The following is a 16,229-nucleotide window of genomic DNA, read 5'->3' as shown; positions in this document are numbered from 1 at the left end:
TTTATTTATCAGTGGCGTCGTATTGCTTTTTTTCCGGAGCTATCAGTTTCTCATTCGAGAAATTGAGGACCTGCTATTACCTGAAAATAAAGAGATGAAAATGTCTGAATTAAAAATTGCCGTCAGTCGTTCCTGCCCTGATTGTTTTTCTACACAGCGCAGTATCGTTAATGTTGATGAAAGTAATTTCATTGATGTTGCCGCTATCGTGTTATCCATCAATGATATTGAACGAGGTAAACTCGATGAGATTGATGCGACGGGCTACGGTATTCCCGTGTTTATCGCGACACAAAATGAAGAGCGCGTTCCGGCGGAATATCTGCCGCGGATCTCGGGCGTATTCGAACATAATGAAGCCCGTAACGCCTTCTATGGCCGCCAACTGGAGACCGCTGCCAGCCACTATGAAACGCAACTGCGCCCGCCGTTCTTCCGGGCGCTGGTGGACTACGTAAACCAGGGCAACAGCGCATTTGACTGTCCGGGGCATCAGGGCGGTGAATTCTTCCGCCGTCACCCCGCAGGGAACCAGTTTGTTGAGTACTTTGGCGAAACGCTTTTCCGCTCTGATTTGTGTAACGCCGACGTGGCGATGGGTGATCTGCTTATCCATGAAGGCGCGCCGTGCATCGCGCAACAACACGCCGCGAAAGTGTTCAACGCCGATAAAACCTACTTTGTGCTGAACGGCACCTCATCGTCAAACAAAGTGGTACTTAACGCGCTGCTGACCCCAGGCGATCTGGTGCTGTTCGATCGTAATAACCACAAATCGAACCACCACGGCGCGCTGTTGCAGGCGGGCGCGACGCCGGTTTATCTGGAAACCGCGCGCAACCCGTACGGCTTCATCGGCGGGATCGACGCCCACTGCTTTGAAGAAGGCTATCTGCGTGAACTGGTCAGCGAAGTGGCGCCGCAACGCGCGCAAGACGCCCGTCCGTTCCGCCTGGCGGTGATCCAGTTAGGCACCTACGACGGCACCATCTATAACGCCCGTCAGGTGGTGGATAAGATTGGTCATCTGTGCGACTACATCCTGTTTGACTCCGCATGGGTCGGCTACGAGCAGTTTATTCCGATGATGGCCGATTGCTCGCCGTTGTTGCTGGACCTGAACGAGAACGATCCGGGTATCCTGGTCACGCAGTCTGTTCACAAACAGCAGGCCGGTTTCTCCCAGACCTCGCAGATCCACAAGAAAGACAGCCATATCAAAGGTCAGTCTCGCTATGTGCCGCATAAACGTATGAATAACGCGTTCATGATGCACGCCTCCACCAGCCCGTTCTACCCGCTGTTCGCCGCCCTGGACATCAACGCCAAAATGCACGAAGGCGTCGGTGGCCGTAACATGTGGATGGACTGCGTGGCGAACGGCATCAATGCACGCAAGCTGATCCTTGATAACTGCCATCACATCCGTCCGTTCGTGCCGGAACTGATCGACGGTAAACCGTGGCAGTCTTACCCCACTGCGGAGATCGCAAACGACCTGCGCTTCTTCCACTTTGTGCCGGGCGAACACTGGCATGCCTTCGAAGGCTACGCCGAACACCAGTACTTTGTTGATCCGTGCAAACTGCTGCTCACGACGCCGGGCATCAATGCGCGCAACGGCGAATACGACACCTTCGGCGTTCCGGCGACCATCCTTGCCAACTTCCTGCGTGAAAACGGCGTGGTACCGGAAAAATGCGATCTCAACTCGATCCTGTTCCTGCTGACGCCAGCGGAAGACATGGCGAAATTGCAGCAACTCGTCGCCCTGCTGGTGCGCTTTGAGAAACTGCTGGAAGCCGATGCGCCGCTGGCTGACGTTCTGCCGTCAATTTATAAGCAGCATGAAGCGCGTTATGCCGGCTACACCCTGCGTCAACTGTGCCAGGAGATGCACGATCTGTACGCACGCCATAACGTGAAACAGCTGCAAAAAGAGATGTTCCGTAAATCCCATTTCCCACGCGTCAGCATGAACCCGCAGGATGCCAACTACGCCTATCTGCGCGGTGAAGTCGAACTGGTTCGCCTGCCGGACGCGGAAGGACGGATCGCGGCAGAAGGCGCGCTTCCGTATCCGCCAGGGGTTTTGTGCGTTGTTCCGGGGGAAATCTGGGGCGGTGCGGTGCTGCGTTATTTCAGCGCGCTGGAAGAAGGGATCAACCTGCTGCCGGGCTTTGCGCCTGAACTACAGGGCGTTTACATCGAAGAACACGACGGCCGTAAACAGGTGTGGTGCTACGTCATTAAACCGCGCGAAGCACAGAACACCCTGCTGAAAGGGGAAAAATTATGAGTAAAGCCAAATCCAATAAAATGGGCGTCGTTCAGCTCACCATCCTGACCATGGTCAATATGATGGGCTCCGGGATTATCATGCTGCCCACCAAACTTGCAGAGGTCGGCACCATCTCGATCATCTCGTGGCTGGTGACTGCCGTTGGTTCAATGGCGCTGGCATGGGCTTTCGCCAAATGCGGGATGTTCAGCCGTAAATCCGGCGGTATGGGCGGCTACGCGGAGTATGCCTTTGGTAAGTCCGGCAACTTTATGGCGAACTACACCTATGGCGTTTCGCTGCTGATTGCCAACGTCGCTATCGCCATCTCCGCCGTCGGCTACGGCACCGAGCTGTTCGGCGCCACGCTGTCACCGGTGCAGATCGGTCTGGCGACCATCGGCGTGCTGTGGCTGTGCACCGTCGCCAACTTCGGCGGCGCGCGCATTACCGGGCAAATCAGCAGTATCACCGTCTGGGGCGTGATTATTCCGGTTGTCGGTTTGTGCATCATCGGCTGGTTCTGGTTTAGCCCGACGCTGTACGCCAACTCCTGGAACCCGCATCACGTACCGTTCTTCACCGCCGTCGGTTCTTCTATTGCGATGACGCTGTGGGCCTTCCTCGGTCTGGAATCTGCCTGCGCCAACGCCGAAGTGGTGGAAAACCCGGAGCGTAACGTACCGATTGCGGTATTAGGCGGTACGCTGGGCGCGGCGGTGATTTACATCATCTCCACCAACGTGATTGCCGGGATCGTACCGAACATGGATCTGGCCAACTCCACCGCGCCGTTCGGTCTGGCATTCGCACAGATGTTTACCCCGGAAGTCGGTAAAGTGATCATGGCGTTGATGGTGATGTCCTGCTGCGGTTCGCTGCTGGGCTGGCAGTTCACTATCGCCCAGGTCTTCAAATCCTCGGCGGATGAAGGTTATTTCCCGAAAATCTTCTCTCGCGTAACGAAAGTGGATGCGCCGGTTCAGGGAATGCTGACCATCGTGATTATCCAGAGCGGATTATCGCTGATGACCATCAGCCCATCGCTGAACAGCCAGTTCAACGTGCTGGTTAACCTGGCGGTGGTAACAAACATTATCCCGTACATTCTGTCGATGGCCGCGCTGGTGATCATTCAGAAAGTGGCAAATGTTCCGTCGTCAAAAGCCAAAACGGCGAACTTCGTGGCATTCATCGGCGCGCTGTACAGCTTCTATGCGCTGTATTCCTCCGGTGAAGAAGCGATGCTGTACGGCTCCATTGTGACCTTCCTCGGCTGGACGCTGTATGGACTGGTATCGCCGCGTTTTGAGCTGAAAAACAAACACGGTTAAAAAAAAGCCCGGTAGCACTAACGCTTACCGGGCCTACGATCGTTGTTGTAGGCCGGGCAAACGCAGTACCGCCCGGCACACAAACCGCACTTACGCGTTTTTCAGCACTTCGCTGACAATCTCAACCGCTTCTTTTTCGATCTGCTTGCGGTGTTCCTCGCCGAGGAAACTTTCGCAATAAATCTTATAAGCGTCTTCCGTACCAGAAGGCCGCGCGGCGAACCAGCCGTTGTCGGTCATCACTTTCAGGCCGCCAATCGACGCGCCGTTACCCGGCGCCGCCGTCAGACGCGCGGTGATCGGATCGCCCGCCAGCGTGCTGGCGCTCACCATTTCTGGAGAGAGCTTAGACAACGCGGCTTTCTGCGCAGACGTTGCGCTTGCCTGCAAACGGTTATAGCTCGGCGCGCCAAAGCGGGCCGCCAGCTCGTTGTAGTGCTCCTGCGGGTTCTTCCCGGTGACGGCCGTGATTTCCGCCGCCAGCAGGCACATGATGATGCCGTCTTTATCGGTAGACCACGGCGTGCCGTCGAAACGCAGGAAAGACGCCCCGGCGCTCTCTTCGCCGCCGAAGCCGAAGCTGCCGTCGAACAGACCGTCAACGAACCATTTAAAGCCGACCGGCACTTCCACCAGTTTACGCCCCAAATCGTTCACCACGCGGTCGATCATCGCAGAGGAAACCAGCGTTTTACCGACCGCCACCTCTTTGCCCCACTGCGGACGGTGCTGGAACAGATAGTTGATCGCTACCGCCAGATAGTGGTTCGGGTTCATCAGCCCAGCCGGAGTCACGATGCCGTGGCGGTCATAGTCCGGGTCGTTGGCGAACGCCAGATCGAACTTATCACGCAGCGCCAGCAGACCCGCCATCGCGCACTCGGAGGAACAGTCCATACGGATTGCGCCGTCTTTGTCGAGATGCATAAAGCGGAACGTCTGATCAACGTGATCGTTAACGATAGTCAGGTTCAGGTTGTAGTGCTTAGCAATACGCTTCCAGTATTCGATACCGGAACCGCCCAGCGGATCGACGCCTAGCGTCAGGCCCGCTTTCTGAATCGCCGCCATATCGACGATATCCGCCAGCCCTTCAACGAACGGCTGCACCAGATCCTGCTCTTTAACGTGGCCTGAGGCCATCGCCGCATCCAGAGAGATACGCTTCACGCCCTTCAGGCCGTCAGCCAACAGCGCGTTGGCCCTGTCTTCCACCACTTTGGTGACGTTGGTATCCGCCGGGCCGCCGTTTGGCGGGTTGTACTTAATACCGCCGTCTTCCGGTGGGTTGTGAGATGGCGTGATCACGATGCCATCAGCCAGCGGGCCGCCTTTTTTATTGTGAACCAGGATAGCGTTGGAAACGGCAGGCGTTGGCGTGAAGCCATTGTTTTCCTGCACGATGACATCAACACCGTTCGCCGCCAGCACTTCCAGTACAGAGATAAATGCCGGTTCAGACAGCGCGTGGGTATCTTTGCCCACATAACAAGGACCAGTGATACCGTTTTTTGCACGCTCTTCCGCAATCGCCTGGGCGATCGCCAGGATGTGCGGCTCGTTAAAACTATGACGACCTGCGCTACCGCGATGCCCGGACGTACCGAACTTCACGGCATGCTCTGCATTCCCTGCTTCGGGTTTCAGTACATAGTACTGTGCCGTCAGTTGGGCGACGTTAATCAAATCACTCTGTTGCGCAGGTTGACCTGCACGGTTGTGGATTGCCATTGCCTGGTCCTTTTAATGCAAGGATTAAATTGTTCCGCAAACCTTCTCAATCAATTCCGCCGGGAATTGCATTGACTGCATGATGTGTTCAACCATGCTGCATTTACGGCCGGTGTTGGTGTTGGTAATCACCCAATACGGCGTGCCGGGCACATGTTTCGGTTTGGTTTGATTACCATTTTTCAGCAGCGTTTGTTCATCAGCCGCAAAATAGACGCGCGTACGGCCATGCAACGACTCCGTTGCTTCGGCAAACGCGCGATTATCCAGTGAGTAGAGTGTAGACAGCACCAGCATGAAGCGGTTTACCGCTTTCTTCTGCTCCGCGTACTCGTCGGAAAGCAGCAGTTCACGCATGGCGCGGACTTTATCTTTTACGGGGTTGACGGGCTTCGCTTCCACGATAGCAGGTTGCGCGACGCGAACCTCTTTCGCCGCCGGAGTGACAGGCTGTGATACGGCGGAAAACTTCAACATGCGCCGTAAAATGTCGGATGCGCTCTCGCCAATATGCTTGGTGTGGCTGGCAATATAGCTATAGAGTTCATCATCAACTTCAATCGTTTTCATCTTAATCCAGTGCGGTGTCTTATCTGAATACAAGTCGTTGGGATTACCTGCACGTAGTGTAAAGGCAAATTCCAACAGCGGATAGCGTCAAACCTGGCTGACGGAAAAACTCGGAGTAAACCGTAGTTGTTGCAGCCCTGTGGCAGAATAGTCAACATAATACCCTAACCCGACAGAGCGAAAAAAAGAACTTTGCCATGAAATTGAATATCCGAGCGCAAACTGCACAAAACCTGCACAATAATTCTCCCATCGTCCTCGTTCACGGTTTGTTTGGCAGCCTGGACAACCTCGGCGTGCTGGCGCGCGACCTGGTGACCGATCACGATATCATTCAGGTTGATATGCGCAACCACGGTCTCTCCCCTCGCGATCCGGTGATGGACTACCCGGCAATGGCGCAAGACTTACTGGATACCATTGATGCCGAAGGCATTGAGAAAGCCACCTTTATCGGCCACTCCATGGGCGGTAAAGCGGTAATGGCGCTCACCGCGCTGGCGCCGGAGCGTATTGACCAGTTGGTCGCGATAGACATCGCGCCGGTCGATTACCACGTTCGCCGCCACGATGAAATCTTCGCCGCCATCAATGCCGTCACCGACGCGGGCGCCGAAACCCGTCAACAGGCCGCCACCGTTATGCGTCAACATCTGCAAGAAGAAGGCATCATCCAGTTTCTGCTGAAATCGTTTATCGACGGCGAATGGCGCTTTAACGTACCGGTGTTGTGGGAACAGTATCCACATATTGTGGGCTGGGAGACCATTCCAGCCTGGGATCGCCCGGCGTTGTTTATCCCCGGCGGCAACTCGCCTTATGTGACCGAAGCATATCGTCACGATCTGCTGGCGCAGTTCCCTCAGGCGCGGGCGCACGTCATCGCCGGAGCGGGCCACTGGGTTCACGCGGAAAAACCCGATGCGGTGCTGCGCGCCATTCGTCGCTATCTGGCAGATAAGGCCAACTGATTAAAAACTCAGCGTCCGCGCGCGATTACGTCCGCGGGCGTTGGCGTGTCTGCCTTGCTGATGTATGATGGCGCGCTATCCATCCGGGCAGACGCCTGGCTGATTGTTTCCCCGAAGTCACCAAAATCATGGCCAAAGAACAAACGGACCGTACGACATTAGATCTGTTCGCACACGAGCGTCGCCCGGGACGACCCAAAACCAATCCGCTTTCGCGTGATGAACAGCTGCGCATTAATAAGCGTAACCAGCTAAAACGCGACAAAGTACGTGGCCTTAAGCGTGTCGAACTGAAACTCAACGCTGAGGCTGTCGATGCGCTGAACGAGCTGGCCGAATCCCGCAATATGAGCCGTAGCGAACTCATCGAAGAGATGCTGATGACTCAACTGGCAGCGCTGCGCGGCCAGGGCGTAGTCTGAAAAACTGCTCAATATCATAAATCATGTAGCACAGAGTGCAGTCCCGCGTGATTGCTGTTTCCGCATGCCTGACTGTTCTGCTATGATTGCCCTTATCTGCGGGCAATACGCCACCACCATTTCAATAAGTTTCAAGAGGTTATTTTACTCATGGCAATCACTGGCATCTTTTTCGGCAGCGACACCGGTAATACCGAAAATATCGCAAAAATGATTCAAAAACAGCTTGGTAAAGACGTTGCCGATGTGCATGACATTGCGAAAAGCAGCAAAGAGGACCTGGAAGGGTACGACATCCTGCTGCTGGGCATCCCGACCTGGTACTACGGTGAAGCGCAATGTGACTGGGATGACTTCTTCCCGACTCTCGAAGAGATTGATTTTAACGGTAAACTGGTGGCGCTGTTCGGCTGCGGCGACCAGGAAGATTACGCAGAATATTTCTGCGACGCGTTAGGCACCATCCGCGACATCATTGAGCCGCGCGGCGCGACCATCGTCGGTCACTGGCCAACGGCGGGCTACCATTTTGAAGCGTCCAAAGGTCTGGCTGACGACGATCACTTTGTTGGTCTGGCTATCGACGAAGACCGTCAGCCTGAACTGACCGCAGATCGCGTTGAAAAATGGGTTAAACAGATTTCCGGCGAACTGCACCTCGACGAAATCATTAACGCCTGATTTTGTGCGGCGCAGAAAAGCATCTGCGTCGCATCAATAGATAAAACCAATTAAAATAATTGCTACAAATTTGTAACTTTCTTGCCTGACCCTGTACAATGTCCGGGTGTTATTCTGGTATTGCACAGTGTGTTTGTTGGCGATACCTCGTTTTTATTAACAATATTTGCCGGAGGCTTGCAGTTTTCATTTAGGCGTGGCAGTTCTATAATGAAACGCATGATCTCAAGTGCAATTTCTGTCACTTCTTTGTTTGAAGTGAATCGTTTAGCAACAGGACAGATTCCGCATGACTGACAACAATACCGCATTAAAGAAGGCTGGCCTGAAAGTAACGCTTCCTCGTTTAAAAATTCTGGAAGTTCTTCAGGAACCGGATAACCATCACGTCAGTGCGGAAGATTTATATAAACGTCTGATCGACATGGGTGAAGAGATTGGGCTGGCGACCGTGTACCGCGTGCTGAACCAGTTTGATGACGCCGGTATCGTAACCCGCCACAATTTTGAAGGCGGTAAATCCGTTTTTGAGCTGACCCAACAGCATCATCACGATCACCTTATTTGCCTCGATTGTGGCAAAGTGATCGAATTCAGTGATGATTCTATCGAAGCGCGCCAGCGTGAGATTGCGGCTAAGCATGGCATTCGTTTGACGAACCACAGCCTCTATCTCTACGGCCACTGCGCTGAAGGCGATTGCCGGGAAGACGAGCACGCGCACGACGCGAAGTAATGTGAAACCTGCTAAAAAGCCAACCGACCGGTTGGCTTTTTTTATGCCTCCGACCCGGTAGCGGCCTTAAAAAACGCAAACGGGCGGAGAGTTCTCTCCGCCCGCCATTAACCCGCCCTGCTTTTATTTGGCGCTATTTTTACTGCGAATTTCCTGCCAGATTTTGTCGCAATCGGCGGTCACCGCCTGATCGTTCCCCGTACGCGTAGCCTGAATGCACTGCTGATAATCCAGCACGCGCACGCTCTCTTCTGTAGCAAACTGCTTGTGCTGGTCATCTTTCTTCAGCACGTTCAGTACGCTCTGACAGGCTTCGATTTTCTCTGGCGAACCTTGCGCCGTATTGATGCAGGCGCTGTACGCCTCTTTTAGCTGACTGTCTTCTTTCGGCGCGGTTGGCTGCGCGCAGGCCACCAGTCCCGATGCCATCATGGCGATGAGTAACAGTTTTTTCATATCAGTGTCCTCAACGTTGCGGCAGACAAATCACCTGCCGCAACGGGCATCAGAAAATAGTGAACGGAGCGATAACCATGAACTTCACGTCACGTTCATCCTGGAAGATGTTGCCGTAACCGCCGCCCCAGCTTGGGATGTTGGAGTGGTTGTCATATTCCGTGAAGTGCAGTTTAAACATGGTGCCTTTGGCACGGCCTTCCTGTAGGGTGTAGACCGCATCAAGGCTGTAAGAAGACTCTTCAATGGTACGGTTTTTGTCATAGTACGCATCCGGGGTAATCTGCCAGGTTGATGGCTTCGCGTCCCAGGCGTAAACGTATGACGCCCCCACTGCCCAGCCCGGCAGGTTCCAGTTTTTCAGATCGTACATCGCACCGAAGAAGACGGCTTTTTCGCCGTTGGCGTTAAAGTCTGAGCGGTTATCCCACCAGATATCCAGACGACCGTTTGAGGATGCGTAAGTTGGCGTCATACGTTGCAGGAAGTAACCTTGTTGACCGTCCGCCTTAACCCAGGTCCCTTCCAGGCGCAAATCGACGACTTCGGCCACTTTGTAACCGAAAGTCAGCGCCTGCAACCAGGCGGTGCCGTCATAAATATCGTTTACGCTGCGATCATCAACTTTGTCGCGCGCACCATAGAACTGATAGCTGGTGGTGAACGGGTTGCCGCCCAAATCAAATTTGTAGCTGGCTTTGGCAAAATACTGGTCGACATACCCTTCTGACTGACCAAATGCCGCTTCCAGCACGAGGTCATTTTTGAAATCGTATTTAGCGCCGATAGAGTGGAGGTAATCCACTTTGGTCTTTTTATCGGCCTGATAGAATTTATCAACATCGGTGTGCCACGGCGCTTTATATTGGTTGGCCCACATATAGGAGAAACTCAGCGCGCCCGCATCACCGTAGTCAAAATTCGCTCCGGCTTCCGCGCCCTGATAAGTACCCGGCATAAAGCTCCAGTGCGGCGCTAACAGCGTCTGACCGGTCGGCTGGATATACCCCGCACGCGCCCAGGTTGGCCCGTACTTAAATTTTGCCGCGGCTTTATAAAGGCTGATCCCGCTCTTATCACCAGAATAATCTTCATCGTAACCTTTATTCTTTTTCGAGAAGGCGATTTCGTTGGGGTGTCCGCTGTCGCCGTTTTCCGCCATTTCTATCGCGGTAAATGCCGCGATATCCAGACCGAACATATCAGCCGCATAACCAGACTGGAAATCCAGGTTGGCGTTCCAGGTCGCGTGTGAAAGGTTGGTTTTATATTTGTCATCGTCGGTGACATCTTTACGGTCACGCTCACGCTGCCAGTAATAGATGCCGCCTGTTAACGTGGAATCGTCAATAAAGCCTTCGGCCTGAGCCTGTGGAACGACGACCAAACCTGACATTGCTGTGATACCGGCGATAGCCAGCGCCAGCGTACTACGTTTGCCACTAAACGTACGCATGTGTTAATCCTCTTTGACGTATAAAATGCTGCCGAACAAAAGCGGACAGCGAAAAATAAAAATGTAAAAGTAGCGTTGAGAAAAACCTCGCAGACTACAGTGAATAGACTATTTTTCGCGACGCGAATTATCAATCTCTTTCTGTAACGAGAATGTAAGAGTATGAGCAACAGCACATATTTCATTGCTTTCTGTTACATTTTCATCAGGCGCTAAAAAAGATGAACAAAAGTTAAAATTGTCTTGTTTTCCATGCACATGAAATCGGTTTCACATGAAATGATATTCATTCCATAAATTCACTACGCCAAAACTATTTTGTTGCGAAATTATTTTCCTGGCGGCATTAATTCGCTCTGCAAACAGAGAGCGGGATGACAAAATGGAAAGGATAAAAAAACGCCGCAAAATGCGGCGTTGGAAGGTGATGTGATGCGGTGGCTTTACTCGCCCGCTTTAGCCCACGTATCGCGCAGACCTACGGTACGGTTAAACACGCGTTTATCCGCCGTTGTGTAGCGGCTGTCCAGGCAGAAGTAGCCTTCACGCTCAAACTGATACGCTTTACCTGCTACGGCGTTCTGCAACGACGGTTCCGCGTAACCCTGCTTAATTACCAGCGATTCAGGGTTGATCACGGACAGGAAGTCCTCTGCGGCGCCCGGGTTCGGCACGCTGAACAGACGATCGTACAGACGAATTTCAACCGGCAGCGCGTGTGCCGCGCTTACCCAGTGAATGACGCCCTTCACTTTACGGCCATCAGCTGGATCTTTGCTCAGGGTGTCCGCATCATAGGTACAGAAGATGGTGGTGATATTGCCTTCCGCATCCTTCTCCACGCGCTCAGCTTTCACCACATAGGCGTTACGCAGACGCACTTCTTTCCCCATCACCAGACGCTTGTACTGCTTGTTCGCTTCTTCGCGGAAGTCAGCACGATCGATCCAGATCTCACCGCTAAACGGTACTTCACGGCTGCCCATTTCCGGTTTGCTCGGATGGTTCGGCATGGTGACCATTTCGCTTTCGCCCTGCGGGTAGTTTTCGATAACCAGTTTCACCGGATCGATAACCGCCATCGCGCGCGGTGCGTTTTCGTTCAGATCTTCACGAATGCAGGACTCCAGCGATGCCATCTCAATGGTGTTGTCCTGCTTGGTAACGCCGATGCGTTTGCAGAATTCACGGATGGAGGCCGCGGTATAGCCACGACGACGCAGGCCAGAAATGGTCGGCATACGCGGATCGTCCCAGCCTTCAACGTGTTTGTCCGTCACCAGCTGGTTCAGCTTACGCTTGGACATCACGGTGTATTCCAGATTCAGGCGCGAGAATTCGTACTGACGCGGGTGAACCGGGATGGTGATGTTGTCCAGCACCCAGTCGTACAGACGACGGTTGTCCTGGAATTCCAGCGTACACAGAGAGTGCGTAATGCCTTCCAGCGCATCGCTGATGCAGTGGGTAAAGTCGTACATCGGGTAGATGCACCACTTGTTGCCGGTCTGGTGGTGTTCGGCAAATTTAATGCGGTACAGCACCGGATCGCGCATCACGATAAACGGCGACGCCATATCAATTTTGGCGCGCAGGCACGCTTTACCTTCTTCAAAACCACCGGTACGCATTTTTTCAAACAGCGCCAGGTTCTCTTCCACGCTGCGATCGCGGAACGGGCTGTTTTTACCCGGCTCTTTCAGCGTACCGCGATATTCGCGGATCTGATCCGGCGTCAGCTCATCGACGTACGCCAGACCTTTGGTGATCAGCTCAACCGCATACGCATGCAGCTGATCGAAGTAATCTGAGGAGTAGCAAACGTTGCCAGCCCAGTGAAAACCTAACCACTCGACGTCGTTTTTGATCGAATCAACGTACTCGATATCTTCTTTTACCGGGTTGGTATCATCGAAACGCAGGTTGCACAGGCCCTGATAATCTTGCGCGATGCCAAAGTTCAGACAGATGGATTTCGCGTGGCCGATGTGCAGATAGCCATTCGGCTCCGGCGGAAAACGGGTGTGGATTGTGGTGTGCTTACCACTGGCCAGATCTTCATCGATGATCTGACGAATAAAGTTAGTCGGGCGGGCTTCAGCCTCACTCATCGTGGATTCCTCAAAGCGTAAACAACGTATAACGGCATATGATCTTATAAGCCGGACAGACTGACAACCTTTAGTTACTTAAAAAGTGGCTTTGAAGAAAATATGGGGGCTGATTGCTGTAAAAAAAAGCGATGGCGCTTTGCCGGATGACGGCTACGCCTTATCCGGCCTACAAGCTGCTACAACTGTGTCGAACCGTAGGCCTGATAAGCGCAGCGCCATCAGGCGCATTTGCCGGATAGCGGCTATACCTTATCCGGCCTACAGGCTGCAAAAAAAAGCGGCGGAGGTTTCCCGCCGCCGCTCAGGCACAAACTCTACTCAGGAGCGATTATTTGCCTTTAATCTCATACAGTGGCGTTTGACCCGCAACCACCTGACCTTCAGCTTTAATCACCAGACCGCTGAAGTCGTCGATGTTGCTGCAAACCACCGGGCTAATCATCGAGCGCGCATTGGCGTTCAGGAACTCCAGATCCATTTCCAGGATCGGCTGACCGGCAACCACTTCGGCACCCTCTTCCACCAGGCGTTTGAAGCCCTGACCGTTCAGCGCAACGGTATCGATCCCCATGTGGACAACGATTTCCGCGCCTTTTTCAGTTTCCAGGCAGAACGCATGATTGGTGTTGAAGATTTTCACAATGGTGCCTGCCGCCGGGGAAACAACGGTTTTATCCGTTGGTTTCACCGCCACGCCGTCGCCAACCGCTTTGCTGGCGAACGCTTCGTCAGGAACCTGTTCCAGCGCAACCACGTCACCCGTGATCGGAGACACCAGCGTCGCGATAGTCACTGCATTAGGAACCGCCTGCGGTTTTGCCGCCGGCGCCGCAGTCACTGGCGCGCTGTCAGCAGACGCTGCCGCAACCGGGCCACGCGCCACCACTTTCTTCATTTCGTCGCCGATAGATTCCGCTTTCGCGCCGACGATAACCTGGATGGTCTGTTTGTTCAGTTTCACCACGCCGGACGCACCAAGACGTTTACACATCGCATCGCTCACGCGAGCCGCGTCGGCAACGGTCAGACGCAGACGGGTGATGCAGGCATCGATCGCTTTCAGGTTATCCGTACCGCCAACCGCAGCAATGTAGTTGGTCGCCAGTTGGGTCATACCTTCTTCAGTGTTGCTGTTCGCTTCGTCAGTCACGATATCGTCGTCTTTATCTTCACGACCTGGCGTTTTCAGGTTGAACACGCGAATTACCGCACTGAACAGCAGGAAGTAGATGACGAAGAAGACCGCGCCCATCACCAGCAGCATCCAGACGTTTTTGCTGGCCGCAGGCAGGCTATACATCAACACGTAGTCAATTGCGCCTGCGGAGAAGGAGAAGCCCGCATGAATACCCAGCAGCGTCGCGATGAACAGGCTGATACCGGTCAATACTGCGTGCAGGAGGTACAGCAACGGCGCCAGGAACATGAACAGGAATTCCAGCGGCTCAGTAACACCGGTCAGGAACGCGGTGATCGCAACGGACAGCAGCATACCGCCAACCATTGGACGACGCGCTTTCGGCGCAGCGAAGTACATCGCCAGCGCCGCACCCGGCAGACCAAACATCATGATCGGGAAGAAGCCGGACATGAACATCCCCGCCGTGCCGTCACCAGCGTAGAAGCGGTTGATGTCGCCGTGGAATACCGTACCTGCCGTGTTAGTGAACTCGCCAATCTGGAACCAGGCGATGGTGTTCAGCACCTGATGCAGACCTGTCGGGATCAACAGACGGTTGATAAAACCGAAGATACCGGAACCCAGCGCGCCCGCGCCGACGATCCATTCACCGCCCGCATGAATAGCGTGCTGAACCGGAGGCCAGACGTAACCGAAAATCGCCGCCAGCACCAGACAGAAGAAGCCCGTGGCGATCGGCACAAAACGTTTGCCGCCAAAGAAGCTCAGGAAATCAGGAAGTTTGATACCGGACCAACGGTTATAAACGGCGCCGCCCACCAGACCGGTAATGATACCCGCCAGGACGCCCATGTTGATTTCCGGGTTAATCGTCACCATCGCTTTGGTCAGGACGAAGTACCCGACCGCACCCGCCAGCGCTGCTGCACCCGCGCTGTCCTTAGACCAGCTGGATGCCACACCGATGGCGAAGATCAGTGCGAGGTTATCGAAGATCGCCCCGCCCGCCTGCGCGATAAAGGCGACATTCAGTAAATCTGGTTGACCGAATCGCAGCAACAGTGCCGCCACTGGCAGCACTGCGATAGGGAGCTGTAACGCCCTACCCAGTCGCTGGAAAAAACCTAAAATATTCATCTTATTCCCCCTACGAGACCCCGATTAGGCTTCTGGAAGCCATTTTTTTATTGTGCGACAAATCGTTAAAGCGTGATGTTTGGCAACAACGGTATGAATTATTCATCTACGCTCAGAGTGTGTGAAAAATTAATTCGTATCGCAAATTAAACGCGTGTTTTTTGTGATTTGAATCACCAAATATCGTTATTCACCCTCCCTTATACTGGCTAACTGCGAAAACTTATTTTATCATTCAAAAAATCAACACGGATTAGCGCCTGTCCATACGAATCCAGGTTACGCTTACTAACGTACAGATGCTCAATCCGCCAATTTATTACTTTTACTTTTGAGGTGAAGAATGAGACTGATCCCCCTGACGTCCGCAGAACAGGTCGGCAAATGGGCTGCTCGCCATATCGTTAACCGTATTAACGCCTTCAAACCTACCGCCGATCGCCCGTTTGTCCTGGGCGTGCCGACCGGCGGCACGCCGCTGACGGCGTATAAAGCATTAGTCGAAATGCACAAAGCGGGCCAGGTCAGCTTTAAGCATGTGGTGACATTCAACATGGACGAATATGTTGGCCTTCCGAAAGAACACCCGGAAAGCTACCACAGCTTCATGCACCGCAATTTCTTCGATCACGTTGATATTCCGGCAGAAAATATTAACCTGCTCAACGGTAACGCGCCGGATATCGATGCGGAATGCCGTAATTATGAAGAAAAAATCCGTTCTTACGGTAAAATTCACCTGTTTATGGGCGGCGTAGGTAACGACGGCCATATCGCGTTTAACGAACCGGCTTCTTCCCTGGCTTCCCGTACGCGTATCAAAACGCTGACCCATGACACCCGCGTGGCAAACTCTCGCTTCTTTGACGGCGACGTCAATCAGGTGCCGAAATATGCGCTGACCGTAGGCGTGGGTACGCTGCTGGACGCAGAAGAAGTGATGATCCTGGTGCTGGGCCATCAGAAAGCACAGGCGCTACAGGCGGCTGTCGAAGGCAACGTCAACCACATGTGGACCATTAGCTGTCTGCAACTGCATCCGAAAGCGGTCGTGGTGTGCGACGAACCTTCCACTATGGAACTGAAAGTTAAGACGCTGAAATATTTCAACGAGTTAGAAGCCGAAAATATTAAAGGTCTGTAATGTTATCTCCGCCCTGCACGCAGACGCAGGGCGGCATTTTTTGAAATCGGGGGTC

13 protein-coding genes are annotated in these 16,229 nt (G+C 53.6%); 7 read left to right on the top strand and 6 right to left on the bottom strand.

Annotation, left to right across the window (positions count from 1 at the left end):
* Nucleotides 1-100 precede the first annotated feature (100 nt).
* Both speF and potE read left to right on the top strand, forming a co-directional pair.
* A complete protein-coding gene (gene speF / locus OGX75_RS17210) occupies nt 101-2,299 on the top strand; it encodes an ornithine decarboxylase SpeF (protein WP_049009856.1) in 2,199 nt (732 codons plus the stop codon).
* Nucleotides 2,296-3,615 (top strand): putrescine-ornithine antiporter, encoded by a 1,320-nt coding sequence (gene potE / locus OGX75_RS17205; RefSeq protein ID WP_012133311.1) that lies wholly within the window; start codon nt 2,296-2,298, stop codon nt 3,613-3,615. The genes speF and potE overlap by 4 nt, the downstream gene beginning before the upstream one ends.
* 90 nt (nt 3,616-3,705) lie before the next feature.
* On the opposite strand, the gene pgm is transcribed toward potE, so the two are convergent.
* Together pgm and seqA are read right to left on the bottom strand one after the other, a co-directional pair.
* The gene (gene pgm, locus OGX75_RS17200) at nt 3,706-5,346 is read right to left on the bottom strand and encodes a phosphoglucomutase (alpha-D-glucose-1,6-bisphosphate-dependent) (protein ID WP_012133312.1); all 1,641 of its coding nucleotides are present in this window, start codon (nt 5,344-5,346) and stop codon (nt 3,706-3,708) included.
* 24 nt (nt 5,347-5,370) lie between these two features.
* Nucleotides 5,371-5,916 (bottom strand): replication initiation negative regulator SeqA, encoded by a 546-nt coding sequence (seqA, locus tag OGX75_RS17195; RefSeq protein ID WP_047458147.1) that lies wholly within the window; start codon nt 5,914-5,916, stop codon nt 5,371-5,373.
* A 197-nt stretch (nt 5,917-6,113) separates the two neighbouring features.
* Between seqA and ybfF the strand changes: the two genes are divergently transcribed.
* The 4 genes from ybfF to fur all read left to right on the top strand — a co-directional run bounded on the left by ybfF (nt 6,114) and on the right by fur (nt 8,726).
* The gene (gene ybfF, locus OGX75_RS17190; RefSeq protein ID WP_286451428.1) at nt 6,114-6,887 is read left to right on the top strand and encodes an esterase; all 774 of its coding nucleotides are present in this window, start codon (nt 6,114-6,116) and stop codon (nt 6,885-6,887) included.
* Between the two features lie 128 nt (nt 6,888-7,015).
* Nucleotides 7,016-7,309, top strand: coding sequence for a LexA regulated protein (gene ybfE / locus OGX75_RS17185; RefSeq protein ID WP_012133315.1), 294 nt, complete (start codon nt 7,016-7,018; stop codon nt 7,307-7,309).
* A gap of 150 nt (nt 7,310-7,459) precedes the next feature.
* Nucleotides 7,460-7,990, top strand: coding sequence for a flavodoxin FldA (fldA, locus tag OGX75_RS17180; RefSeq protein ID WP_012133317.1), 531 nt, complete (start codon nt 7,460-7,462; stop codon nt 7,988-7,990).
* A gap of 289 nt (nt 7,991-8,279) precedes the next feature.
* Nucleotides 8,280-8,726 carry a ferric iron uptake transcriptional regulator gene (fur, locus tag OGX75_RS17175; RefSeq protein ID WP_007373881.1) on the top strand — a complete coding sequence of 149 codons (447 nt, stop codon included), beginning with the start codon at nt 8,280-8,282 and terminating at the stop codon, nt 8,724-8,726.
* Between the two features lie 123 nt (nt 8,727-8,849).
* On the opposite strand, the gene chiQ is transcribed toward fur, so the two are convergent.
* The 4 genes from chiQ to nagE all read right to left on the bottom strand — a co-directional run bounded on the left by chiQ (nt 8,850) and on the right by nagE (nt 15,030).
* Nucleotides 8,850-9,182, bottom strand: coding sequence for a ChiQ/YbfN family lipoprotein (gene chiQ, locus OGX75_RS17170; RefSeq protein ID WP_047458156.1), 333 nt, complete (start codon nt 9,180-9,182; stop codon nt 8,850-8,852).
* 49 nt (nt 9,183-9,231) lie between these two features.
* A complete protein-coding gene (gene chiP, locus OGX75_RS17165) occupies nt 9,232-10,638 on the bottom strand; it encodes a chitoporin ChiP (RefSeq protein ID WP_012133319.1) in 1,407 nt (468 codons plus the stop codon).
* Nucleotides 10,639-11,081: 443 nt separating this feature from the next.
* Nucleotides 11,082-12,749, bottom strand: a complete 1,668-nt coding sequence (gene glnS, locus OGX75_RS17160; RefSeq protein ID WP_286451429.1) for a glutamine--tRNA ligase — start codon at nt 12,747-12,749, stop codon at nt 11,082-11,084.
* 331 nt (nt 12,750-13,080) lie between these two features.
* Complete coding sequence (gene nagE / locus OGX75_RS17155) at nt 13,081-15,030, bottom strand: PTS N-acetyl glucosamine transporter subunit IIABC (RefSeq protein WP_134769628.1); 1,950 nt, start codon at nt 15,028-15,030, stop codon at nt 13,081-13,083.
* Nucleotides 15,031-15,373: 343 nt separating this feature from the next.
* On the opposite strand from nagE, the gene nagB reads away from it, so the two are divergent.
* The gene (gene nagB / locus OGX75_RS17150) at nt 15,374-16,174 is read left to right on the top strand and encodes a glucosamine-6-phosphate deaminase (RefSeq protein ID WP_286451430.1); all 801 of its coding nucleotides are present in this window, start codon (nt 15,374-15,376) and stop codon (nt 16,172-16,174) included.
* Nucleotides 16,175-16,229 lie beyond the last annotated feature (55 nt).

The organism is Citrobacter sp. CK199, assembly GCF_030333285.1.
GTDB classification, from domain to species: domain Bacteria; phylum Pseudomonadota; class Gammaproteobacteria; order Enterobacterales; family Enterobacteriaceae; genus Citrobacter_B; species Citrobacter_B koseri.
The sequence above is the reverse complement of the archived record's forward strand: the minus strand, read 5'-3'. Positions and strand labels throughout refer to the sequence as shown.

Bases quoted from the DNA above. Each gene is read 5' to 3' on its own strand.
- chiQ (WP_047458156.1), bottom strand. From the start codon at position 9,182: ATGAAAAAACTGTTACTCATCGCCATGATGGCATCGGGACTGGTGGCC.
- fur (WP_007373881.1), top strand. From the start codon at position 8,280: ATGACTGACAACAATACCGCATTAAAGAAGGCTGGCCTGAAAGTAACG.
- speF (WP_049009856.1), top strand. From the start codon at position 101: ATGTCTGAATTAAAAATTGCCGTCAGTCGTTCCTGCCCTGATTGTTTT.
- nagE (WP_134769628.1), bottom strand. From the start codon at position 15,030: ATGAATATTTTAGGTTTTTTCCAGCGACTGGGTAGGGCGTTACAGCTC.
- seqA (WP_047458147.1), bottom strand. From the start codon at position 5,916: ATGAAAACGATTGAAGTTGATGATGAACTCTATAGCTATATTGCCAGC.
- chiP (WP_012133319.1), bottom strand. From the start codon at position 10,638: ATGCGTACGTTTAGTGGCAAACGTAGTACGCTGGCGCTGGCTATCGCC.
- potE (WP_012133311.1), top strand. From the start codon at position 2,296: ATGAGTAAAGCCAAATCCAATAAAATGGGCGTCGTTCAGCTCACCATC.
- fldA (WP_012133317.1), top strand. From the start codon at position 7,460: ATGGCAATCACTGGCATCTTTTTCGGCAGCGACACCGGTAATACCGAA.
- pgm (WP_012133312.1), bottom strand. From the start codon at position 5,346: ATGGCAATCCACAACCGTGCAGGTCAACCTGCGCAACAGAGTGATTTG.
- nagB (WP_286451430.1), top strand. From the start codon at position 15,374: ATGAGACTGATCCCCCTGACGTCCGCAGAACAGGTCGGCAAATGGGCT.
- ybfF (WP_286451428.1), top strand. From the start codon at position 6,114: ATGAAATTGAATATCCGAGCGCAAACTGCACAAAACCTGCACAATAAT.
- ybfE (WP_012133315.1), top strand. From the start codon at position 7,016: ATGGCCAAAGAACAAACGGACCGTACGACATTAGATCTGTTCGCACAC.
- glnS (WP_286451429.1), bottom strand. From the start codon at position 12,749: ATGAGTGAGGCTGAAGCCCGCCCGACTAACTTTATTCGTCAGATCATC.